At 62.3% G+C, this 23,280-nt stretch carries 19 protein-coding genes; 8 read left to right on the forward strand and 11 right to left on the reverse strand.

Features of this window, described 5'->3' with window-relative positions; translation table 11 throughout:
* Window positions 1–54: 54 nt before the first annotated feature.
* From ROE7235_RS01100 to choX, 9 genes are all read right to left on the reverse strand, one after another.
* Window positions 55–1,821 carry a sodium:solute symporter family protein gene (locus ROE7235_RS01100; protein WP_121092820.1) on the reverse strand — a complete coding sequence of 589 codons (1,767 nt, stop codon included), beginning with the start codon at window positions 1,819–1,821 and terminating at the stop codon, window positions 55–57.
* 14 nt (window positions 1,822–1,835) lie between these two features.
* A complete protein-coding gene (locus ROE7235_RS01105) occupies window positions 1,836–2,090 on the reverse strand; it encodes a DUF4212 domain-containing protein (protein ID WP_121092960.1) in 255 nt (84 codons plus the stop codon).
* 167 nt (window positions 2,091–2,257) lie between these two features.
* Window positions 2,258–2,935, reverse strand: a complete 678-nt coding sequence (locus ROE7235_RS01110; protein WP_121092821.1) for an adenylate kinase — start codon at window positions 2,933–2,935, stop codon at window positions 2,258–2,260.
* A 4-nt stretch (window positions 2,936–2,939) separates the two neighbouring features.
* Window positions 2,940–4,886: an acetate--CoA ligase gene (acs, locus tag ROE7235_RS01115; RefSeq protein ID WP_121092822.1), complete on the reverse strand. Its 1,947-nt coding sequence runs from the start codon at window positions 4,884–4,886 to the stop codon at window positions 2,940–2,942.
* A 387-nt stretch (window positions 4,887–5,273) separates the two neighbouring features.
* Window positions 5,274–5,867 (reverse strand): carboxymuconolactone decarboxylase family protein, encoded by a 594-nt coding sequence (locus ROE7235_RS01120; protein WP_121092823.1) that lies wholly within the window; start codon window positions 5,865–5,867, stop codon window positions 5,274–5,276.
* A gap of 64 nt (window positions 5,868–5,931) precedes the next feature.
* Window positions 5,932–8,220 carry a glycosyl hydrolase family 28-related protein gene (locus ROE7235_RS01125; protein ID WP_121092824.1) on the reverse strand — a complete coding sequence of 763 codons (2,289 nt, stop codon included), beginning with the start codon at window positions 8,218–8,220 and terminating at the stop codon, window positions 5,932–5,934.
* 348 nt (window positions 8,221–8,568) lie between these two features.
* A complete protein-coding gene (choV, locus tag ROE7235_RS01130; RefSeq protein WP_121092825.1) occupies window positions 8,569–9,621 on the reverse strand; it encodes a choline ABC transporter ATP-binding protein in 1,053 nt (350 codons plus the stop codon).
* Entirely contained in the window at window positions 9,618–10,469 is an 852-nt protein-coding gene (gene choW / locus ROE7235_RS01135) for a choline ABC transporter permease subunit (RefSeq protein ID WP_121092961.1), read from the reverse strand. The genes choV and choW overlap by 4 nt, the downstream gene beginning before the upstream one ends.
* A 56-nt stretch (window positions 10,470–10,525) precedes the next feature.
* On the reverse strand, window positions 10,526–11,449 hold the full coding sequence (gene choX, locus ROE7235_RS01140) for a choline ABC transporter substrate-binding protein (RefSeq protein ID WP_121092826.1): 924 nt from the start codon (window positions 11,447–11,449) through the stop codon (window positions 10,526–10,528).
* Window positions 11,450–11,550: 101 nt separating this feature from the next.
* Between choX and betI the strand changes: the two genes are divergently transcribed.
* From betI to ROE7235_RS01170, 6 genes are all read left to right on the forward strand, one after another.
* Window positions 11,551–12,135: a choline-binding transcriptional repressor BetI gene (gene betI / locus ROE7235_RS01145; protein WP_121092827.1), complete on the forward strand. Its 585-nt coding sequence runs from the start codon at window positions 11,551–11,553 to the stop codon at window positions 12,133–12,135.
* On the forward strand, window positions 12,132–13,577 hold the full coding sequence (gene betB / locus ROE7235_RS01150; RefSeq protein ID WP_121092828.1) for a betaine-aldehyde dehydrogenase: 1,446 nt from the start codon (window positions 12,132–12,134) through the stop codon (window positions 13,575–13,577). The genes betI and betB overlap by 4 nt, the downstream gene beginning before the upstream one ends.
* A 256-nt stretch (window positions 13,578–13,833) precedes the next feature.
* Window positions 13,834–15,471 (forward strand): choline dehydrogenase, encoded by a 1,638-nt coding sequence (gene betA, locus ROE7235_RS01155; RefSeq protein ID WP_121092829.1) that lies wholly within the window; start codon window positions 13,834–13,836, stop codon window positions 15,469–15,471.
* A gap of 130 nt (window positions 15,472–15,601) precedes the next feature.
* On the forward strand, window positions 15,602–16,606 hold the full coding sequence (locus tag ROE7235_RS01160; protein WP_121092830.1) for an ABC transporter substrate-binding protein: 1,005 nt from the start codon (window positions 15,602–15,604) through the stop codon (window positions 16,604–16,606).
* Between the two features lie 53 nt (window positions 16,607–16,659).
* Window positions 16,660–17,451, forward strand: coding sequence for an ABC transporter ATP-binding protein (locus ROE7235_RS01165; RefSeq protein WP_121092831.1), 792 nt, complete (start codon window positions 16,660–16,662; stop codon window positions 17,449–17,451).
* The gene (locus ROE7235_RS01170; protein ID WP_121092832.1) at window positions 17,448–18,215 is read left to right on the forward strand and encodes an ABC transporter permease; all 768 of its coding nucleotides are present in this window, start codon (window positions 17,448–17,450) and stop codon (window positions 18,213–18,215) included. Before ROE7235_RS01165 ends, ROE7235_RS01170 begins: the two co-directional genes overlap by 4 nt.
* A 162-nt stretch (window positions 18,216–18,377) precedes the next feature.
* On the opposite strand, the gene ROE7235_RS01175 is transcribed toward ROE7235_RS01170, so the two are convergent.
* Both ROE7235_RS01175 and leuB read right to left on the reverse strand, forming a co-directional pair.
* Window positions 18,378–20,585: an NADP-dependent isocitrate dehydrogenase gene (locus ROE7235_RS01175; RefSeq protein WP_121092833.1), complete on the reverse strand. Its 2,208-nt coding sequence runs from the start codon at window positions 20,583–20,585 to the stop codon at window positions 18,378–18,380.
* Window positions 20,586–20,796: 211 nt separating this feature from the next.
* A complete protein-coding gene (gene leuB, locus ROE7235_RS01180; protein WP_121092834.1) occupies window positions 20,797–21,903 on the reverse strand; it encodes a 3-isopropylmalate dehydrogenase in 1,107 nt (368 codons plus the stop codon).
* A 124-nt stretch (window positions 21,904–22,027) separates the two neighbouring features.
* Between leuB and ROE7235_RS01185 the strand changes: the two genes are divergently transcribed.
* Complete coding sequence (locus tag ROE7235_RS01185; protein WP_121092835.1) at window positions 22,028–22,207, forward strand: hypothetical protein; 180 nt, start codon at window positions 22,028–22,030, stop codon at window positions 22,205–22,207.
* Between the two features lie 69 nt (window positions 22,208–22,276).
* Complete coding sequence (locus tag ROE7235_RS01190; protein ID WP_121092836.1) at window positions 22,277–23,236, forward strand: glycosyltransferase family 2 protein; 960 nt, start codon at window positions 22,277–22,279, stop codon at window positions 23,234–23,236.
* The last annotated feature ends 44 nt before the right edge of the window (window positions 23,237–23,280 follow it).

Raw genomic sequence — 23,280 nt, forward strand, 5'->3', positions numbered from 1 at the left:
TTGGGGTGGCCTGCCCCCGTAGCACGGGGACAGGCCGTTTGTCTTTGCGCCAGATCAGTGGGCGACAGCGCCGCCGGCACCTTTCGGAACGCGGATACCTTCGACCATCTCCTGGATCTCTGCCGGTGCATCGCCCGTCATCTTGTTGACGACGAATGCAGCGGTAAAGTTCAGGGCCGCGCCAACTGCACCGAAGCTCAGCGGCGAGATGCCGAAGATCCAGTTGTCCGGCGTGTTGGCCAGCATGTTGGTGCCGGGGATGAAGAACCAACCCAGGTAGGTGAAGATATAGAGCACGGTCGAGCCGAGACCCACGATCATACCTGCCACAGCGCCAGTCGAGTTCATCTTCTTCGAGAAGATGCCCATCATGATCGCCGGGAACAGCGAGCTTGCTGCCAGACCGAAAGCAAGTGCCACGGTTTGCGCTGCAAAACCCGGAGGGTTCAGGCCCAGATAGGTCGCCAGCGCAATGGCAAAGCCCATGGAGATACGGGCGGCCATCAGCTCACCCTTTTCCGAGATGGACGGGTTGAGCATGGACTTGATCAGGTCGTGGCTGATGGCAGACGAGATTGCCAGCAACAGACCTGCCGCCGTGGACAGTGCCGCTGCCAGACCGCCAGCCGCGATCAGGCCGATCACCCAGCCCGGAAGCTGTGCGATTTCAGGGTTTGCAAGCACAAGAATGTCACGGTTGAAAGTGACCATCTCGTTGCCGGCCCAGCCCAGTTCGTCGGCGAATGCAGGCGCGTTGCTGTCGTTATAGTACTGGATGAACCCGTCGCCGTTCTTGTCTTCGAACGCCAGCAGACCGGTCTGTTCCCAGTTTGCCATCCAGTCAGGCTTGTCAGCAAAGGCCAACGGCGTTTCCTGCACACCATTCGGGAAAATGGTTGTGATGATGTTCAGGCGTGCCATGGCACCAACTGCCGGAGCAACGGTGTAAAGCAGCGCGATGAAGACCAGCGCCCAACCTGCCGATTTACGCGCATCCGACACTTTCGGAACGGTAAAGAAGCGGATGATGACGTGGGGCAGACCCGCGGTACCGATCATCAGCGACAGGGTGAACAGCACCATGTTGAAGGTTGATCCGTGGTTGCCGGTGTAGTCGTTGAAGCCCAGCTCGACCAGAACTTCGTTCAGGGTTTGCAGCAGCGGCTGCCCCGACCCGGTATGCGTGGCAAACAGGCCAAGCTGCGGCAGCGGGTTGCCGGTCAGTTGCAGCGAGATGAAGATCGCCGGAATGGTGTAGGCCACGATCAGCACGCAATATTGTGCAAGCTGCGTGTAGGTGATGCCCTTCATTCCGCCCAGAACCGAATAGGCGAACACAACTGCGGCTGCGATCAGCAGGCCGGTCGTGTTGTCCACTTCCAGAAAGCGCGAGAAGGCCACGCCCGCACCGGTCATCTGACCGATCACATAGGTGATAGAGGCGACCAGAAGCGAGATGATGGCAAGCGTACGCGCGGTCTGGCTGTAGTAGCGGTCACCGATGAAGTCGGGCACGGTGAAACGGCCAAACTTGCGCAGGTAAGGCGCCAGCAGCATGGCCAGCAGCACATAGCCGCCCGTCCAGCCCATCAGGAAGGTCGAGTTGCCATAGCCCACGAAGGCGATCAGGCCCGCCATCGAGATGAACGATGCCGCCGACATCCAGTCGGCTGCCGTCGCCGCGCCGTTGACGATGGGGTTAACGCCACGGCCCGCGGCGTAGAAGTCAGACGTTGATCCGGCACGTGCCCAGATCGCGATACCGACGTAAAGCGCGAAAGACGCGCCCACGAAGATAAGGTTGATTACAAATTGATCCATTGCTCGGATATCCCTTATTCTTCCACGCCAAACTCGTGGTCGAGCTTGTTCATGTAGCGGGTGTAATTGAAAATGAGCACGATGAAGGTGAGGATCGAGCCTTGCTGCGCGAACCAGAACCCAAGATCAGTACCCCCGACCGGAATACCCGACAGAAGCGGGCGTAGTATGATGGCGAACCCAAAGGACACCAACGCCCAGATTACCAGACTGATGCTGATAATTCTGAGGTTGGCCGACCAATAGGCGCCCCGTGATTTGTCTGACATTGTGACGTCTCCCAGTTTCCTCCTGCGCCTGCCCCGGTATGAGGCAGGCATCCTCTCGTCTCCCGGACCCCGCACGCTATGGTGGCGGGGCGGGTGCGGGCCAGACACTTGGGCCGGTCCCGCAGGTGTTGGCGCATCGCTGCACCAAGCCCGGTTGCCCGGAACTTTTAGGCCGTGACCTTGGTCACGATGGCACCCAGATCGCTTGCGATGCGGTCGATCTCTCCCATCGCATCCACGCGTTTCAGCGCGCCCTTGCCGTCATAATAGGCAATCAGCGGGGCTGTCTGGTCATGATAGGCGCTCAGCCGCGCGCCGACGGTTTCGGCGTTGTCATCGGCACGGCGCTTGAAGTCGGTTGCGCCGCAGGCGTCGCACACCCCTTCAATTGCCGGGGTTTTGAAGCTGTCATGATACCCTTCGCCGCAGGCTGCGCAGGTGTAGCGACCCGAGACGCGTTCAACCATGGCGGCGTCATCTACCTCTAGCGAGATGGCGGCCCCAAGTGTCATGCCCTGCTCTGCCAGAAGCGCATCCAGCGCTTCGGCTTGCCCCGCAGTGCGTGGAAAGCCGTCCAGAATGACGCCCTTCGCGCAGTCCGGGTCGCCCATACGGTCGCGCAGGATGGCCAGAACGATCTCGTCGCTGACCAACCCGCCCGCATCCATCACCGCCTTTGCCTGTTTGCCCGCATCCGTGCCAGCCGCGACCGCTGCGCGCAGCAGGTCGCCGGTGGACAGTTGCACAAGCCCGAATGTTTGCTCCAGCATACGCGCTTGCGTGCCTTTGCCCGCGCCCGGCGGGCCAAGCAGGATCAGAACGGTGGTCTTTGTCATGGTGTCCATCCCCTCAGGCCCGGTTCATGCGGTTGTCGATCAGGTCATCAACCACCGACGGATCGGCCAGCGTGGACGTGTCACCCAGCGCGCCATAGTCGTTTTCAGCGATCTTGCGCAGGATACGGCGCATGATCTTGCCCGAACGCGTCTTGGGCAGGCCCGGCGCCCATTGGATCAGGTCGGGGCTGGCGATGGGGCCGATTTCGGTGCGGACCCATTTGACCAGCTCCTTGCGCAGCTCATCCGTGGGCTCAATCCCGTTCATCAGGGTGACATAGGCGTAGATGCCTTGCCCCTTGATGTCATGCGGGTAGCCGACCACGGCAGCCTCTGCGACAGTTTCATGCGCGACAAGGGCGGATTCCACTTCGGCGGTGCCCATGCGGTGGCCGGACACGTTGATCACGTCATCGACGCGGCCCGTGATCCAGTAGTCGCCATCGGCGTCGCGGCGGCACCCGTCGCCGGTGAAATAGTAGCCTTTATATTGGCTGAAATAGGTTTCCATGAAACGCTCATGGTCGCCCCAGACGGTGCGCATCTGCCCAGGCCAGCTATCTTTTACGCACAGCACACCTTCGGCGGCGGTCTCTGTCTGCACCTCGGCGGTCGCCGGGTCCAGCACTTCCAGTTGTACGCCAAAGAATGGCTTGGTCGCCGCGCCGGGCTTTGCAGGGGTCGCGCCCGGAAGCGCCGTGACCATGTGGCCGCCGGTTTCGGTCTGCCAGAACGTATCGACAATGGGGCATTTGCCCTTGCCCACATGGGTGTTGTACCAGTTCCAGGCTTCGGGGTTGATCGGCTCACCGACCGAGCCCAGCAGCTTGAGCGATGACAGGTCATGCTTTTCAACCCATTCCGGCCCTTGGCCCATCAGGGCGCGGATGGCAGTGGGGGCGGTGTAGAACTGGTTGACCTTGTGCTTGGCGCAGACTTCCCAGAACCGGCCCGCATCGGGGTAGGTTGGCACGCCTTCGAACATGATGGTGGTCGCACCATTGGCCAGCGGGCCGTAGACGATGTAGCTGTGTCCCGTGACCCAGCCCACATCGGCAGTGCACCAGAAGATGTCGCCGTCGTGATAGTCGAAGGTCAGTTCCTGCGTCATCGCGGCATAGACCAGATAACCGCCAGAGGTATGCACAACGCCCTTCGGGCGCCCTGTGGACCCGGAGGTGTAGAGGATGAACAGCGGATCTTCCGCGCCAACCTCTTCGGGTGGGCAATCGGTGCTGGCGTCGGCCATCATGGCCTTCACGTCCAGATCGCGGCCTTCGACCCATGTGGTCTGGTCGCCGGTGTGTTTGACGACAAAGCACTTCACCTTGTCCGAACAGTCGAACAGCGCCTTGTCGGCGTTCGATTTCAGCGCGGTGCGGCGGCCACCACGCGGGGCGGTGTCGGCGGTGATGACGGCCACGGCGCCGCAATCGTTGATGCGGTTGGCCAGAGCATCGGGCGAGAAGCCTGCGAAAACGATGGAATGGACCGCGCCGATGCGCGCGCAGGCGAGCATGGCATAGGCGGCTTCGGGGATCATCGGCAGGTAGATGATGACCCGGTCGCCTTTGCCAATGCCCTGCGCCTTGAAGACGTTGGCCATGCGGCTGACTTCGTCTTTCAGCTCTGCATAGGTGATGTGGCGGGCGGGCGTCTTGGGGTCATCGGGCTCCCAGATGATCGCGGTCTGGTCGCCGCGCGTGGCGACATGACGGTCGACACAGTTGGCGGCCACGTTCAGCGTGCCGTCCTCGAACCATTTAATGTCGACCTTGCCGAACTCGAAATTGGTGTTCTTCACCTTGGTGAACGGCTTGATCCAGTCGATACGCTTGCCATGCTCGGCCCAGAATGCGTCCGGGTCTGCGACAGATGCGGCGTACATCTCTTCGTATTGCGCCGCGTTCACATGGGCGTTTGCGATGAATTCATCGGATGCCGGGTAGGTCTTTGACATGAATGCTCCTCCAGTCGTGGGGAGCGTGATTGCGCAAAATTGCGCAGGTGCCCCCCTTTGTCTCGGTGTGTTGGCGGTTGGACGCCTCAACACCTATCCCCGTCGAGACCATAACGCATTCGTCAAGAAATGTGTAACTTTTTTTGAAATAACGATTTTTTTGTAAAAGGTTTCACAGATAAGTGGTCAAAAATGAAAACTAATTTGCGCTGCGGTGCAGAGAGTGCCGAAAAACAAGGCTTTTTCAGGGCGGCCGAAAACAGGTCGTTGGAGTGTTGGCGCTATCAGTTTCGACCATCCTCTGTGGCGCATTTCCCAACAGGGGCGCGACATTTTCGCAAAGCTGCGCGCAGGCTTCGCGCATTAAAGCGATTCGGGTATTCCGAATCAGATGTGTTTTCCCACGGTCCAGCCAGTCGTGCCCAACCGTTCCTCGCCTTTCGAGCGTGGCAAATCCTCTAGCGCGGACCCCATCGAATCATTCCAGCGGTTCAGGAAACCGAACAGGGCAACGACGCCCATGATCTCGACAATCTCGTCCGCTGGCCAATGCGCTCGCAGGGCGGCATGGTGGTCTTCGGTGACGGCGTTCGGCACTTGGGTGGCGGCATGGGCGAAGGCCAGTGCGGCTTTCTCTGCATCAGAGAAATGCGGGCTGTCCGTGAAATTCCAGACATCGTTCAGCCGCGCCTCTGACGCGCCGAAACGCTCTGACGCCAAGATCATATGTGCCTGACAGTACATGCAGCCCGACGCGAACGAACTGACATAGCCCAGCAACCGCTTGAATTCTGGCGTGACGCCAGCCTCTGACGTCATGACCGCGATGTTCAACGCGGTAAAGGCGCGGGCAATCTCGGGCCGGTGCGCCATGGTGCGCACGGAATTCGGGATCACGCCCAAAGGCCCTTTGAAGAACTGCACCTCATCGCGCAGGGCAGGGTCCATCTGGTCCTCGGTCAAGGGGGCGACAAGCGGCATGGGCGGGCTCCTGTTCAAGATGCCCGCCCAATAGGCGCGAATTAACGTCGCCGTTCAAGACCCTTTAGAGCGGTCGGTCCACCCGCACCGTGACCACCGCCCGCCCGCGCGTGGCGGCTGGCCAACGCAGGTTGACCCGGTCATTGTTCGGCCCTTGGGTGATCTCGACAAAGGGCATCTCGTAGCGTGTGGCGTTGCTGGCGTCTTGCGCCGCCCCTTCCATGACCACCGACGACACGGTGCGCGCCCAGCCCCCGAAGGGCAGTTTGTCGCCGGTATCAACCACCCATGTTGTGGCATCCGTGTTCTGGTCATGCAGAACCACGCAGGGGCTTTCGGTTGGGTAATCGACCCCGTTATAGGCGTTGTTGTCGAATATCACATTGCGAAAGCGGGCGTAATCCAGTGCGCCGAAGGTGGTGTCGACAGCATCCACCCGGTCAATACGGTTGCCCACGGTGCGAAATACGTTGCCAGAGACATGCAGCCCTTGCACGAACTGGCCCGACCCGAACGGGCGCAGCACGATCCAGTTGAACCAGGGCGGAACCCCGCTGGCGATAAAGATATTGCCGGTCACGGTCAGCCCGCCAAAGGAAAACCCGCCGCTGAAATTCGGCTCTGGCGCGTATTCATTCGACATCTCGATATAGCAGTTGTCGATGTAGTTGCCGGTGATCGTCGTTTTCAGGTTCACATCTGTCAGCACAATCCCGGCCTGACGCACGCCCTGCGCTTCGTCATCGCCCGCGAAAAAATGGTTGCCGGTGATGATATGGCCGGTGCCGCCCATCACCCCGAAATGCGCCCAAAGCACCGCGCGGTTGTTGCGGATCTTGGCGTCATTGTTGTTGGTGTTGAACGCGATCACCGTGCGATCCTGCGCGCGCAATGTCATTTGCGAAGAGGCGAACTGGCAGCGATCCACCGTCAGCCCCTGACAGCCGCGCCCGATGGACGTGATGCCGCGATCCTTGGGCCGGTCAAAATCGCAATCGGTGAAGCGGGCTATGCTGCCGCCTTCGGACAGCATGACAGCAGAAGCCCGGCCCCGGCACAGAAACTCGATATGGCGGCATTCGAAATTCGACAGCTTCGAGAAGCCTGAGCAATCCAGCAGGTATTGATACCGCTCGAATGTGAAATTCTGGGTGCCTGCGCCGCCATGTAGCGGTTGCGACAGGGTCAGGGTGCCCGCTGCGGTGTTGCGCGCGCGCACATAGACCTCGCGCCCGACACCGACGCCTGACACGCGCGCGCCCACGGGCACGCCTGCAACGTTGCTGACACCGCTCAGCAAATAGGGATTGGCGGGGGTGTAGGTCGCCGTCCGTGTCAGCGATACCGTATCCCAGTCACCGATATCGGCAGCCCGCAACTGTCCGTTTTCCAGCACCAGGTGCACATTTGCATTGTCAAAGCCGACCAGCGCGCGCAGGTCAATCGGCGCTGTCAGGTTCACGCGCCCCCCTTTGAGGTCGAATGCAATATGCTGGTTGGTGTGGAACAGCGCTTGCAGCCCCTTGCGAAAGCCCGCTTCATCGTTGCCGAGCGCGGATTCATAGGCGGGCAGAGTGAAATCATTGTGCAGGATCAGCAGCGCGCTGTCGGGCATGTCCAGCGTGCCGCGAAACGTGACGGGGCCGGGGATGGTCAGGTCGGATGTGATCCGAAACACGCCTTCCGGGATGAGCAGGCGGCGCGCGCCTGCCGCTGAAATCGCCGCCAGAAAGGCCGCGTGGTCGTCGGTCGTACCATCGCCCTTGGCGCCGTAATCCACCACATCGACCACGCCCAGCAGGTCGGATGCGTAGGCGTTCGTCACATCCTCTATGATGATGTCGTCAATGCGGATCACGCCGCCTGTCGGCCCTGTCAGGTCCAGCCCGAAATGCGCACGGCGCGCATCGGTGCTCCAGACCAGATCGACACCCGCCCGCGCGCCGGTTCCTATGATGGCCGAAATCTCGACAATCTCGCCATAGCTTGTCAGGCTGGTGGCGGGGCCGGAGTTTGGCAGCGCCGTCAGTTCTGCCGCCGCCTGATTGCCGACCCAAGCACCCACAGCGACATCGGGCAGTACGCCCGCCATGCCTTTGACACGCGCACGAACCCGCAGATAGCAGCCCGGTGTGACCGGCAGTTCCACCATCCAGCGCAGGCGCGTGGTGGCTGAGATTTTCTGCACTTCCAGACAGCCGTCAAAATCCGGGTCGGAGGGCACAAACGCGGCGAAGGCCGCAGTGTCATACGTCGGTGTGCCCGGTCTGCCGGTGGTTTGCGACCAAGCGCCCAGCCCGGCAGAGAATGGAGGGGGCATCAGGTCCAGCCCTTGGGTAACGGCCATGTTCATGCGGACGATCCTTTTTGGTATGTTCCACGCATAGGGCACGAGGGGCCTGCCAGTGGCAGGTCGCTCGGCCGGATGGACCAAGGGATACTCCAAAGCCGTTAAACGCCGGTCAGACCAGCGTGCGGTGGGGGCTGCGGCAGTGTCGCACCAACGTCCTTGCGTGGGGCGCGCTGCAACTAGTTATGGGACAGTGTGCAACCATGTTGCCCGAAACACATCGGGTCGCGCGGTGCATCGTGTCGCGGCGGTCTTCGTTGTCAGACCGAGGCACGGATTTTGCAGCGTGGCCCAGTTTGCATCTACAGGTAGCAGGGCCAAGATGACGCGAACAAACGCGCTATTGCCGCATCAACCGTGGTCAGCGACCACCCCACGTTTGGCGGTGAGCGCATTCAGGACCGAGCCGCGGGTGACGCGGCCCAGCACGCGGTCGCCCTGCGCCACGGTCAATGTGTCATGCTGGCTGTCGAACAGGTCCATCACGTCACGGATGGGCATGTCCGGCGCAACACTGCGCGTGGGCGCGCCGGTCACGCTGGCGGGCACCAGCGCATCGCAAGCGCGTAACACGCCCAGTGGGTTCATGTTGGCGACGAAATCGGCCACATATTGGTTCGCGGGGGTCTGGAAAATCTCTGCGGGTGTGCCGCATTGGATCATCCGGCCGCCTTCCAGAATGGCAATGCGGTTGCCCAGTTTGAATGCCTCGTCCAGATCGTGGCTGACGAAAACGATCGTGCGTTTCAACCGCTCTTGCAGTTCCAGCAATTCGTCTTGCAGCCGCGCGCGGATCAGCGGGTCGAGGGCCGAGAACGGCTCGTCCATCAGCAGGATCGGCGCATCGGTGGCGAAGGCCCGTGCCAGCCCGACGCGCTGCTGCATCCCGCCTGACAAAGCGCTGACCGGCTGGTCGGCCCATTGCGTCAGGCCGACAAGCTCCAACTGCGCGTCGATCTTGTCGCGCCGCGCGCGTTTTCCCATGCCCGACAGTTCCAGCCCAAGGCCGACGTTTTCGCGCACCGACCGCCACGGCAGCAGGCCGAATTGCTGAAACACCATCGCAACCGTCTGCGTGCGCAAGCGTCGCAACGTGGCGCGGCTGGCATTGGGCACGCTGACCAGTTCGCTGCCGTCATTGACAAGCACATCGCCCTGCAAAATGGGGTTCAGCCCGTTCACCGCGCGCAGCAGCGTGGATTTGCCGGACCCTGACAGGCCCATGAGCACCACAATCTCGCCCGCCCCCACATCCAGCGAGCAGTCATGCACGCCCAGAACCTGGCCCGTCTTTTCCTTGATGGCGTCACGGCTCTGGCCGGTTTCCATAAGCGGAATGGCTTTGTAGGGGTTGTTGCCGAACACGATAGAGACGTTCTGAAAGCGGACTGCCGGATCGCTCATTGTTTCGCCTCCACCCGCAACATGCGGTCGAGCATGATGGCCACGGCGACGATGACCGCGCCCGCCTCGAACCCAAGTGCTGCGTTCACCGTGTTCAGCGCCCGCACGATGGACACGCCCAGACCCGGCGCGCCGACAAGCCCTGCGATCACCACCATCGACAGCGACAGCATGATCGTCTGGTTCAGCCCAGCCATGATCTGCGGAAAGGCAAAGGGCAGTTCCACCTTCCTGATGCGCTGCGATGTGGTCGCGCCGAACGCGGTCGCGGCCTCTGACAAGGCTTGCGGGGTGGACCGGATGCCAAGCTCCGTCAGCCGGATCGCGGCGGGCATAGCGAAAATCACCGTCGCCACCAGCCCCGGCACCATGCCCAGTCCGAACAGCACCAGCACCGGTATAAGATAGACAAAGACCGGCAGTGTCTGCATCAGGTCCAGCACCGGCGTCAGCGCGCGGTAAAAGCGCGGGTGATGCGCGGCGTAAATGCCAAGCGGCACGCCCACGCCCATACACACCACGCAGGATGCAAGCACCAGCGTCAGCGTCTGCATGGTCAGTTCCCAATAGCCTTGGTTCAGGGCGAACAAGGCACAGGCGACCACGACCAGCACCGACACCCATTTGCGCTGCAACAGCCATGTCAGCGCCCCGAAGACCGCGACAATGATGAACGGGTGCGGTGCGATCAGCGCGGTCTCCAAGCCCCCGATCATACTGCGCAGGGTCAATTCCAGCGCGTCGAAGGCGGTGATGAACGTGTCTTGTAACCACTCGAACCCGGTGGCGACCACACGGCCCACGGGAATCTTCGCATCAATAATCGGTTGGGTAAATGCGTCGGCCATGCGGTGCCCCTTGTTTGAAAAAACGCCCCGGACCATTGGACCGGGGCGCGAAAGGGTCAGTTCAGGGCGGCCATGACGGCGGCCATGGCATCGCCGCCATCGGCGGTGGTCACGCCGTCCAGCCACGGGCCAATAGCGTCCGAGTTGGCCGACAGCCACGCGGTCGCGGCTTCTTCGGGCATGGTGCCGTCATTCAGGATCGCGCCCATGATCTCGTTTTCCATGGCCAGCGTGAATTCCAGATTGTTCAGGAACGCACCGACATTCGGGCACTCGGTCACAAAGTCCGCGCGGGTGTTGGTATACACTTCCGCGCCGCCGAAGTTCGGGCCGAACCAGTCATCGCCGCCCGCCAGATAGGTCATGTCATAGGCGGCGTTCATCGGGTGGGGTTCCCAGCCCAGAAAAACAACCGGCTCATCGCGGCGGTCGGCGCGGGCAACCTGGGACAGCATCCCCTGTTCGGAACTCTCGACCACCTCGAACCCCGACAGGCCGAAAGCATCGGCGTCGATCATGTCCAGGATCAGTCGGTTGCCGTCATTGCCCGGTTCGATCCCGTAGATCTTGCCGTCCAGCGCGTCGGATTGCGCGGCGATGCTGCCGAAATCGGTAATGCCAAGCGCCGCACCGGCAGCATTGGTCGCCAGCGTGTATTTCGCGCCCGCCAGATTGCGGCGCACGGTGTCGACGGTGCCAGCTTCGCGGTAGGGGGCGATGTCGGCCTCCATCGTGGGCATCCAGTTGCCCAGGAACACATCGACATCGCCATTGGCCATGGATGTGTAGGTCACGGGCACCGACAGAACCAGCGTGTCGGTGTCGTAGCCCAACGCGTCCAGCAGCGTGGTCGCGACTGCGGTGGTGGCGGTGATGTCGGTCCAGCCCACATCCGAGAATGTCACGGAATCGCACGCGGAAAATGCCGGTCCGGCGGCAAGGGTCGCGGCGGCGGCAAGGGTTGTCAGACGAAGGGTCATTGTATTTCTCCCATGTTGCGTTTTTCTTGATTGACCAATCAATAAACAATCGGATAGCAATCCTGCAACCAATTTGTTGCAAAAAGCGTGCGAGGACCGCCATGCCGAAGGTTGGAATGGAACCTATCAGGCGCGACGCGCTAATCAAAGCCGCTATTGTCGAGATCGGGCAGGCGGGGTCGCTGGACGTGACCGTCAGCCGGATCGCCAAGCGCGCGGGCATGTCTGCGGCGCTGGCGCATCACTATTTCGGGTCGAAAGAGGCGATGTTTCTGGCGGCCATGCGGCATGTGCTGTCGGTTTACGGTGCGGAAGTCCGCGGCGCGCTGGTCGCTTGCGACGCGCCCTGCGACAGGCTGCGCGCGCTGGTGCGTGTGTCCTTCACAGGCAGCAATTTCCGGCGCGAGGTCGTGGCGGCATGGCTGAATTTCTACGTTCTGGCGCAACGTCAGGACGATGCCGCGCGGCTGCTGCGCATCTACCAGTCGCGCTTGCGGTCGAACCTGCGCCACGCGCTGCGCCCCGTCGTGGGCGCGCGGGCGGGCGATTTGGCCGAAGCGGCTGCCGCCATGATCGACGGCGCGTACCTGCACGAAGCGCTCGGCACCGGAGAGCCCGACAGCGCCCGCGTTTGCGCGCGAGTGCAAGACTGGCTGGACGCCGCCATCAAAGGGAGCACGATATGAGAGCACAGCCCAAAGCCAGCCATTTCATAAACGGTGCCTATGTCGAGGACGCTGCAGGCGCCGCGCTTCACAGCCATTACCCCGCCACGGGCGAGGTGATTGCCAAGCTGCATTCGGCAACACCCGCAATCATTGACAGCGCCCTGCAAGCGGCGGCGGCGGCGCAAGCCGATTGGGCTGCCCGCCCGCCGGTGGAACGCGGCCGCATCCTGCACCGCGCGGCGCAGATCATGCGCGACCGCAACCGCGCCTTGTCAGAGTTGGAAACCCTCGACACCGGCAAACCCTTGCAGGAAACGCTTGTGGCAGACCCTGCATCGGGCGCGGATGCGCTTGAGTATTTCGCAGGCTTCGCGCCGACTGTGACCGGCCAGACCATCCCGCTCGGGCGCGACATGGCCTATACCTTGCGCGAGCCTTTGGGCGTTTGCGCAGGGATTGGGGCGTGGAACTACCCGATCCAGATCGCGGCATGGAAAGCCGCGCCCGCATTGGCCTTCGGCAATGCGCTGGTGTTCAAGCCGTCCGAAGTGACGCCGCTTTCCGCGCTGGCCTTGGCCGATATCCTGACCGAAGCCGGATTGCCCGCGGGGTTGTTCAACGTGGTGCAAGGCGCGGGCGATGTCGGCGCGTCGCTGGTGGGCGATCCGCGCGTGGCGAAAGTGTCCTTGACCGGATCAGTGCCGACAGGCCGCAAGGTCTATGCGCAAGCGGCGGAGGGCATTCGCGCCGTTACCATGGAACTGGGCGGCAAATCGCCCCTGATCGTGTTTGACGATGCCGATCTGGACAACGCTGTCGGCGCGGCGATGCTGGGGAATTTCTATTCCGCGGGGCAAATCTGCACCAATGGCACGCGGGTCTTCGTGGCGCGCTCAGTGCTGGAGCCGTTTCTGGAAAGGCTGATCGCGCGCACGGGGCGCATTGTCATGGGCGATCCGCTGGATGAAGCCACGCAGATGGGGCCGTTGGTCAGCGCGGCGCAGGCCGAGAAAGTCATGGGCTATATCGCGCGCGGGGTGGCCGAAGGCGCGCGGCTGGTCTGCGGCGGCAAAGCGGCGGGCGGATGGTTCGTGGAACCGACCGTTTTCGCCGATGTGACCGACGACATGACCATCGCCCGCGAGGAGATTTTCGGCCCGGTGATGTCTGTGCTGGCCTTCGACAGTGAGGACGAGGTCATCGCCCGCGCGAATGCTACGGACTATGGCTTGGCCGCAGGTCTGTTCACCCGCGACCTGACTCGCGCGCACCGGGTCGTGGCGCGCTTGCAGGCGGGCACATGCTGGATCAACGCGTATAATCTGACGCCGGTGGAAATGCCCTTTGGCGGGGTCAAGGCCAGCGGCGTTGGGCGTGAGAACGGGCACGCAGCGCTGGAGCATTATACACGGGTGAAATCCGTTTATCTGGGGATGGGGGATGTCGATGCCCCCTATTAAGCGGCGTCAACCAAATTGCCGCGCCTTGCGGCGCGAAGAGATGTGACGCTGGCCCGCCTGTCGGCGGGCGGTTGTCCCGCCGTCGTGTCGGGCGGCTTGGGATGACTTTGCTGAGAGGCGGTTCAGGGCCAGGTCTGCCCTGAACGCGCCATGTCGAGTGTATCGCGGGACAGGCCGCATCAAGGACACGCCGCGCGGGGCGCGCGGTCGCTGGCGCGATCCTTGACCCGGCCTGACCCGCTTTGGAGCTATCGTGATGCAGGCAGATTATGTGATTGTGGGCGCAGGCTCTGGAGGGTGCGCGGTGGCGTATCGGCTGGCAGAGGCGGGACATTCCGTGATCGTGGTGGAAGCGGGCGGGTCGGATGCCGGCCCGTTCATCCAGATGCCCGGTGCGCTGTCCTACCCGATGAACATGGCACGCTATGACTGGGGCTACCAGACCGAGCCAGAGCCGCATTTGGGCGGGCGGCGTTTGGCCTGCCCGCGCGGGCGTGTGCTGGGCGGGTCAAGCAGCATCAACGGGATGGTCTATGTGCGCGGGCATGCGCGGGACTATGACCACTGGGCCGACCAGGGCGCGGATGGATGGCGCTTTGCCGATGTGCTGCCCTATTTTCGCCGAATGGAGAATTGGCAGTCGGACGCAAGCGCATGGCGCGGGCAGGGCGGTCCGCTGCATGTCAGCCGCGGCAAGCGCGAGAACCCGTTATTCGACGCGTTCATCGCGGCGGGGCAGCAGGCGGGCTACCCCGTAACAGAGGATTACAACGGCGCGCAGCAAGAGGGCTTTGGCGCGATGGAGGCGACGATCCACGCGGGGCAACGCTGGTCCGCCGCCCGTGCCTACCTGCGCCCTGCTATCGCAACGGGCCATGTGCGCGTCGTGCGCGGTCACGCCGCGCGGGTGGTCTTTGATGCAGATAATCGGGCGACCGGCGTGGTCTTGGCCGACGGACAAACCTGTCATGCCCGCGCAGAGGTGGTGCTGGCGGCCAGCAGCATCAACACGCCCAAGCTGTTGATGCTGTCGGGCATTGGCCCCGCCGCGCATCTGGCCGAGCACGGCATCGTGCCGCGTGCCGACCGCGCGGGTGTGGGGCAGAATCTGCAAGATCACCTGGAGCTTTATCTGCAATACGCGGCCAGCCAGCCGATCACCCTGTTCAAATACTGGAACTTGCCGGGCAAGGCTTGGGTCGGGGCGCAATGGCTGCTGGCGCGTAAAGGCCCCGGCGCCTCGAACCAGTTCGAAGCCTGTGCTTTCATCCGGTCGCGGGCGGGTGTGGAGTATCCCGACATCCAGTATCATTTCCTGCCCATCGCCGTGCGCTATGACGGGCAGGCCGTGGCCGAAGGGCACGGGTTCCAGACGCATGTCGGCCCGATGCGCTCTGCCAGTCGTGGTTGGGTCAAACTGGCCAGCCCCCGCCCCGAGGACGCCCCGCGCATCTGCTTCAATTATATGAGCGACCCGCAGGATTGGCAGGATTTCCGCGATTGCATTCGCCTGACGCGCGAGATCATGGGGCAGGCGGCGTTTGCGCCCTATCTGGACCGTGAAATACAGCCCGGAGCGCATGTGCAAGAAGATGCGGCACTGGATGCGTTCATCCGCGCCCATGTCGAGAGCGCCTATCATCCCTGTGGCACCGCCCGGATGGGGCGTCGGGACGATCCGCGCGCGGTGGTGGACCCGCAAGGCCGCGTGATCGGAGTGGACGGGCTGCGCGTGGCAGATAGCTCGATCTTTCCGCGTATCACCAATGGCAACCTGAACGCGCCGTCGATCATGGTGGGAGAAAAGATCGCCGATCATATTCTGGGCCGCAGCCTGCCCGCGCTGAACCTTGAACCGTGGGTACACCCGGATTGGCAGCAGGCGCAGCGCTGAATTTTCTTGCAAAGCGCAGGTAACTGCCCAAGGATTGGGCGCAAGCTGGGCTGGACGCGGGCGCAAGACTTGCGCAGCCCCGCCGGTCATGCGCTGTTGCGCTATCAGATAATCCGACAGGAGAGTTGTCATGTTCTACAAATCCTTGCCTGCCGCCGTTGGCTTGAGCCTGCTTGCCGCGGCCGCGCAGGCGCAGACCTCTATGCCATTCGCGCTGGACTGGAAGTTCGAGGGGCCCGCCGCACCCTATTTCGTGGCGATTGACAAGGGTTACTTTGCCGATGCCGGGCTGGAGGTTGAGGTGGCCGCTGGTCAGGGCAGCCTTGATGCCATTCCCAAAGTGGCCACCGGCGCATTCCCCGTCGGCTTTGCCGATATGAACAGCCTGATCAAGTTTCTGGACCAGAACCCCGGTGCGCCGGTCATCGGGGCCATGATGGTCTATGACAAGCCGCCTTTCGCCATCGTGGGCCGCAAGTCGCTGGGCGTTGAAACCCCGTCCGATCTGGAAGGCAAGGTTCTGGGCGCACCGCCGCCCGATGGCGCTTGGGCGCAATGGCCGATTTTCGTGGCCGAAACCGGCATTGATGCCGATAGCGTGACCGTGGAACCCGTGGGCTTTCCCACGCGCGAACCATCACTGGCCGAAGGCACCGTGGCGGCCGTGACCGGCTTCAGCTTTACCTCGTTCCTGAACACCGTGCGTTTGGGCGTGCCAGAGGACGACGTGTCCGTCATCCTGATGGCGGACCACGGCGTGGACCTGTATGGCAACGCGATTATCGTGAACACCGATTTTGCCGCCGCCAACCCCGATGCCGTCAGCAGCTTTCTGGAGGCCGTCGCAAAAGGCATGGTCGACACGATTGCAGACCCTTCCGCCGCGATTGAAAGCCTGGCCAGCCGTAACCCGGCCATGGATTCCGATCTGGAGTTGCGGCGCCTTGAACTTGCCTTGGACGCCAATATCGTGACCGATGCGGTTCAGGCGAATGGTATGGGCTTGATTGATGCGGATCGTTTCGCAAGTGCGCTGGAACAGATCGCGCTGACCTATGACTACCAGACCACGCCGGATGCAAGCCTGTATTTCACCGATGCGTATCTGCCCGAGGGCGGATTCAAGCTGGATTGAGTGGGCTTTGGGGCCGGCGCGGGTTGCGCCGGTCCTTTCCATGCGAGGGCTGAATGGAAAACCTGATAGAAATCAAAGGCGTGCGCCACGCCTACCGGACCGACTCTGGGCCACTACCCGTGCTCGACGGGCTGGAAATTGCGGTTCCCGAAGGCGGCTTTGTAGCCGTTGTCGGCCCCTCGGGCTGTGGTAAATCAACCCTGACACGGTTGGTTGCAGGGCTGATGAAGCCCGACCATGGCGAGGTCTGGCTGCACGGCGAGCGCGTCAAGGGACCACGGTCCACCGTCGGCATGGCGTTCCAGAATCCGGTTCTGCTGGAATGGCGCAGCATCCTGAAAAACGTGCTTTTGCCCTTGGAAATCGTGCCTAGCAAGCTGTCTAAAAAAGAAGCCGAGGACCGCGCGCGCATGTTGCTTTCGCTGGTCGGGCTGGAAGGGTTTGAAGATAAACGCCCGTCGGAACTGTCGGGCGGCATGCGCCAGCGCGCCAGCCTGTGCCGTGCGCTGATCCATCAGCCCGAAGTGCTGATCCTAGACGAGCCGTTCGGCGCTCTGGACGCTTTCACCCGCGAAGACCTGTGGCAGACCATGCACAAGGTAAAGGAGCGCGAGCCGTTCACCGGCGTGCTGATCACCCATGACCTGCGCGAGTCGATCTTTCTGGCCGATCAGGTCGTTGTGCTATCCGGTCGGCCTGCGAAAACGCAATATGTGCTGGATATTCCGCGCAATGCTGCGCCCACACTGGATGATCTGTATACCACAGAGGCCGCGGAACAGCTCAACATCCTGCGCCACCAGATTCAGGTCGCCCAAGGCCGCACGACGGAGGGGGCGACATGAACAAACATGTGCAGGCCTTTGCCGTTCCAATGGCGGCGATTGTCGTGTTTCTGCTGTTCTGGGAAGCCTTGGTCTGGGTCAATGGCTGGCCAACCTATAAAATGGCCGCACCTTCTGACTTGCCCGCCGCGTTCGAACGTCATTGGTCGCTGTTTCTGACCATGGGCTGGCAAACCCTGTGGCGCACGATCCTGGGACTGTTGCTGGCGGTCATCTTTGGCACCATTCTGGGGATGATCATGGGGTTCTCGCGGATCATGCGCGATGCGCTTTATCCGCTTCTGGTCGGGTTCAACGCCATTCCCAAAGCGACCGTTGTGCCCATTGTGGCGCTGATGTTTGTTGGCCAGCATGATTTCAACACGGTGCTGTTGGCTTTCATGATCTCGTTCTTTCCCATTGCCGTGTCGGTCAGCATCGGACTGTCCACGCTGGAACCTGAATACCGCGATATCCTGCGCTCGCTTGGCGCCTCGCAGGCAACGATTTTCTGGAAAATCGCGCTGCCCAAGACGCTGCCGGAATTCTTCGGCGCGTTGAAAGTGGCGGTGACGTTGGCTTTCATCGGTACCAACCTCATGGAAATCGTGAGCCCGCATGGGCGCGGCTTGGGCGCGCTGTTCGATAGCGGGCGCACCAATTCCGATTTCCCGTTGATGTTCGCGGTGCTGATCGCCTTGGCGTTCCTCGGGATCGTGCTCTACTATATCGTCGTCGCGCTTGAGAAGATATTCGCCGGCTGGGCAGAGCGCGCGCCGGGATAACTCAAGCCATCCTCGAAGGCTGGTCTTTCATCCTTGCCCAAAATATCCCGGGGTGAATGGCCCGCCTTGGCGGGACAGAGGGGCAGCGCCCCTCAAACCCCCAGTATCTCGCAAAAAGGCGGCCCTTGGGCCGCCTTTTTTCCGTTTGGTATCAACTGGCAATCAGCCGATGATCGCGTTCAGCGTGGCAGAAGGGCGCATGACCGCTTCTGTCTTGGACGGATCATTGTGGAAATACCCACCGGTATCCACGGCCTGCCCGCGTCCGGCATGCAATTCGGCCAAGATCTCGGCTTCCTGCGCAGCAAGCTTTGCTGCGATGGGCGTGAAATGCGCGGCCAGATGGGCATCTTCGTCTTGCGCAGCCAAGGCGTCGGCCCAGTAGCGGGCGAACCAGTAGTGGCTGTCGCGGTTGTCGGGTTGGCCTGCTTTGCGACCGGGCGAGCGGCCATGGTCCAGCACCCCTTGCGTGGCCGCTTCGACCGCGTTGCCCAAGGCCCGCGCCTTCGCGTTATCCTTGGCATCGGCCAGAAACTTTAACGATTCGCCCAAGGCGCAGAATTCCCCAAGGCTGTCCCAGCGCAGGTGGTTTTCGGCCTGCAACTGCTGGACGTGCTTGGGAGCCGACCCGCCCGCGCCGGTCTCGAACAACCCGCCGCCCTGCATCAGCTTGACGATGGACAGCATCTTGGCGCTGGTCGCCAGCTCCAGGATCGGGAACAAGTCGGTCAGGTAGTCGCGCAGCACGTTGCCCGTAATCGCGATGGTGTTTTCGCCCTTGGTGATTGTCTCCAGCGAGGCGCGGGTCGCTTCTCGCGGGGCCATGATCTCGAACTTGTCGGCCACGCCCTTGGCGTCAAGGATCGGCTGTATCAGCTTGATCAGCTCCGCGTCATGCGCGCGGGTTGCGTCAAGCCAGAAGATCGCGCGATAGCCCGTCTCTGCCTGACGGGCGATGGCCAGATTTACCCAATCCTCAATGGGCGCTTTGCGCGCGCTGGCCGACCGCCAGATATCGCCCTTTTCCACCTCGTGCTCGTGCAGCACCGTGCCGTCATCCAGCACCATGCGCACCACGCCCGTGGCGGGAATCTCGAATGTGGTCGGGTGGCTGCCGTATTCTTCTGCCTTTTGGGCCATCAGACCAATGTTCTGCACCGTGCCAGCGGTCGCGGGGTTCAGCGCGCCGTTTTCCTTGAAGAAGCGGATGGCCTCGTCATAGACGGTCGCGTAGGAGCTGTCGGGGATGACGCAATTGGCGTCATGCTCTGCCCCGTCGGGCCCCCAGCCCTTGCCGCCTGCGCGGATCAGCGCGGGCATCGATGCGTCGATAATCACATCCGACGGCACATGCAGGTTGGTGATCCCACGGTCGCTATCGACCATATACATGGGCGGGCGCGCCGCGCGGCAGGCGTCGATCGCGGCCATGATGTCGGCGCGGTCCTTCACCCGCTCCAGCAGGTCGCCCATCCCCGAATTGGGGTTCACACCAAGCGCCGCCATGTCATCGCCGAACTGCTCGAACACCGGCGCAAGCCACGCCTTGACCGCATGGCCAAAGATGATGGGGTCACTGACCTTCATCATCGTGGCTTTCATATGCAGCGAAAACAGCGTGCCGTCGGCTTTGGTGCTTTCAATCTCATCGGCCAGAAACGCACCCAGCGCCTTGGCCGACATGAAGGTCGCATCGACCACCGTGCCTGCGGGGTAGCTGACGGCGTCTTTCAGAACGGTTTGCGTGCCGTCCAGCGCCACATGGTCGATGGTGGCTATACCGGGCTGTGCCAGCGTGACAGAGCGCTCATTACTGAAGAAATCGCCAGCGCTCATCGTAGCGACGCGGGTCTTGCTGCCCGCGTCCCATTTGCCCATGCGGTGTGGGTTGGCTTGGGCGAATTTCTTCACGGGCGCTGCGGCGCGGCGGTCGGAATTTCCCTCGCGCAACACGGGGTTCACGGCAGAGCCCTTGATGGTGTCATAGCGCGCGCGGATTTCCTTTTCCGCATCGGTCGCGGGCACTTCCGGATAATCGGGCAACGCGAACCCCTGCGCCTGCAACTCGCGCACTGCTGCGACCAATTGCGGGACAGAGGCCGAAATATTCGGCAGCTTGATGACATTGGCCTCTGGCTTTTTCACCAACTCGCCCAGTTCGGCCAGATCGTCGGGAATACGTTGATCTTCTCTCAGGAAATCGGGGAAGGTCGCCAGTATGCGCCCGGCGAGCGAAATATCCTTGGTGCCCACGCTGACGCCGGCAGCGGCGGCAAACCGCGCGATAATCGGCAAAAGCGAGGCAGAGGCCAGCTCCGGCGCCTCGTCCACTTTGGTATAGATAATGTCGGGAATGGTCTGGTCGGTCATGTGCGGCCCCTATTGCAAATCTGGCCGTACCATAGGGCGTTTCGCACCAGAGGTAAACAGTGCACAATGGTATACCGAGCGAAATTCTCACCTGACCGGGCTTTTTTGTGCCCCCCCAGCAAAGCGGCCCCGGATCATGTCCGGGGCCCAGCCGTCTGCCAAGGCGTGACCGCGCCCCGGACATGATCCGGGGCCTCACGGTCGGTGAGCCTTAAAGGCTTGCGTCAAGTGCTGCGACAATCGCGTCGCCCATGCCAGAGGTGGACACAGACGCGCCGCCATCCGGTCCCATCAGGTCCGCGGTGCGCAGGCCATCTGCCAGCACTTTCTCGACCGCATTCTCGACGCGAGTCGCTTCGTCCCCCAAATCGAAACTGTAGCGCAGCGCCATTGCAAAGCTGAGGATACACGCAATCGGGTTCGCTTTGCCCTGTCCTGCAATATCAGGGGCTGACCCGTGGACGGGTTCATACAGCGCCTTGGGTCGGCCGTTCGCCATTGGCGCGCCAAGGCTGGCCGAAGGCAACATGCCAAGGCTGCCGGTCAGCATGGCCGCAAGGTCCGACAGCAGGTCGCCGAACAGGTTGTCGGTCACGATTACATCGAATTGCTTGGGCCAGCGCGTCAACTGCATTGCACCCGCATCGGCATACATATGGCTCAACTCGACATCAGGGTATTCCGCATCGTGGATTTCCTGCACCACGTCACGCCACAGGATGCCCGATTCCATGACATTGGCCTTTTCCATGGAACAGACCTTGTTGCCGCGCTTGCGCGCCATCTCGAACGCTGACCGCGCGACGCGTGCAATTTCCGATTCCGTATAGCGCTGCGTGTTTATTCCGACACGCTCGTTGCCCTCCTTATGAATGCCGCGCGGCTCACCGAAATATACCCCGCTGGTCAATTCGCGGATGATCATGATGTCCAGACCCGCCACGACCTCTTGCTTCAGGCTGCTGAAATCAGAGAGCGCGTCGAAGCACTGCGCCGGGCGCAAGTTGGCAAAAAGGTCCATCTCCTTGCGCAGGCGCAGCAAGCCGCGCTCCGGCTTTACGCTGAAATCGAGCACATCGTATTTCGGGCCGCCCACCGCACCCAGCAGCACCGCGTCCACCGCTTGCGCCTTGGCCATCGTGTCATCGTGCAAGGGGGTGCCATGCGCATCATATGCCGCCCCGCCGACCAGATCCTCTGACACGTCAAACGCCAGATCGCGCTTTGCGCCCATCCAGTCGATGATCTTGCGGACTTCCGCCATGACCTCTGGGCCAATGCCATCGCCGGGCAGGATAAGCAGGGAAGGGGTGGTCATGGGCGTCTCCTCTCATGTTATGCGCAATGTCGCTAGCCCCAAGGCGCGGGGGCGTCAAGCGCACATGGTTTCGGGATATCGCAGAGTCGTGCTACGATACGTCACCGAACGAAAGGGGACCGAGATGACAAAACACATCATAGACCAGCCCCGCCAAGAGGCCGGGCAGCGTTTGGCGCGGTTCTTGCGTATGTCGCGGGCTGCAAGCCACGGGCAGGCCGTCCGCGTGATCAATGCGCGCCCCCGAACGCAAAGTGTGGCGCGGGTGTCTGCGTATCTGCGCATAGCGCGCGGCGCGGCCTAAGCACGGCTGGCAGGGCTTGGTTTTTCTGCTAGGGCTGTGTGATCGGCTCACAACTCGGCAGGCCCTGCAATGGAACGGGAATTCGACGCGGTCGTGATTGGCCGCAATGAAGGGGCGCGGCTGCTGCGCGCGCTCTCTGCCGCGCAGGCGGTGGCACGCCGCGTGATCTATGTCGATAGCGGGTCGAAAGATGGCTCGCCCGATGCCGCGCGCGGCTTGGGTGTGACGGTGTTGGAACTGGACCCTTCGCGTCCTTTCACCGCTGCGCGGGGGCGCAACGCGGGGCTGGCCGCGCTGCCGGACGCCGAATTTGTGCAGTTCATTGACGGTGATTGCGTGCTGGACCCGGATTGGGCCGCCCGCGCATTGGCGCATCTGCACGAAACGCCGCGCGCAGGGCTGGTTTTTGGCCGTCAGTTTGAAGCAGCGCCCGACGCCTCGATCTATAACTGGATGACCGATTGGGAATGGAACAAGCCCTTGGGACCGGACACGTTTTGTGCGGGCTGTCTGATGGTGCGCACCGATGTGTTGCGCGGGATCGGCGGCTATAACGAAGGGCTGATCGCGGGCGAAGACGATGATATGTGCCTGCGGATGCAGGCGGCGGGCTGGCAAACATGGTGCATCGAAGCGCGCATGACCGAGCATGACGCGCGGCTTTTGTCGCTCGCGCCGTGGTGGCGACGCAGCCTGCGCGCGGGCCACAGCTATGCCGAACTTGGAGTGCTGCACGGCGCGGCTGCGGGCCAGCGCCGTCGGGCACTGATTTGGGGCATTGGGCTGCCGGTTCTGGCGCTGGCGGGGCTGGTGCTATGGTGGCCAGTCGCGCTTGGGGTTGTGGCGCTCTATAGCGCCTCGATCGCGCGGCAATGGCGGCGGTTCCGGTCGCAGGATTTAGGCGCAAAACGCGCATTGCAGGCGGCGTCGCTTCTGATGCTCAGCAAATTTGCCGAAGCAGCAGGCATGGCCAGCTACTGGCTGGCGCGGACGCGCGGACAACGTCGGCGGCTTATCGAATACAAGTGACGCGCCGTGCCGCATGGCTGCAGCCCGCGCGGGTAGGGTTGCGA

It is taken from the genome of Roseinatronobacter ekhonensis (assembly GCF_900499075.1).
GTDB classification, from domain to species: Bacteria; Pseudomonadota; Alphaproteobacteria; order Rhodobacterales; family Rhodobacteraceae; genus Roseinatronobacter; species Roseinatronobacter ekhonensis.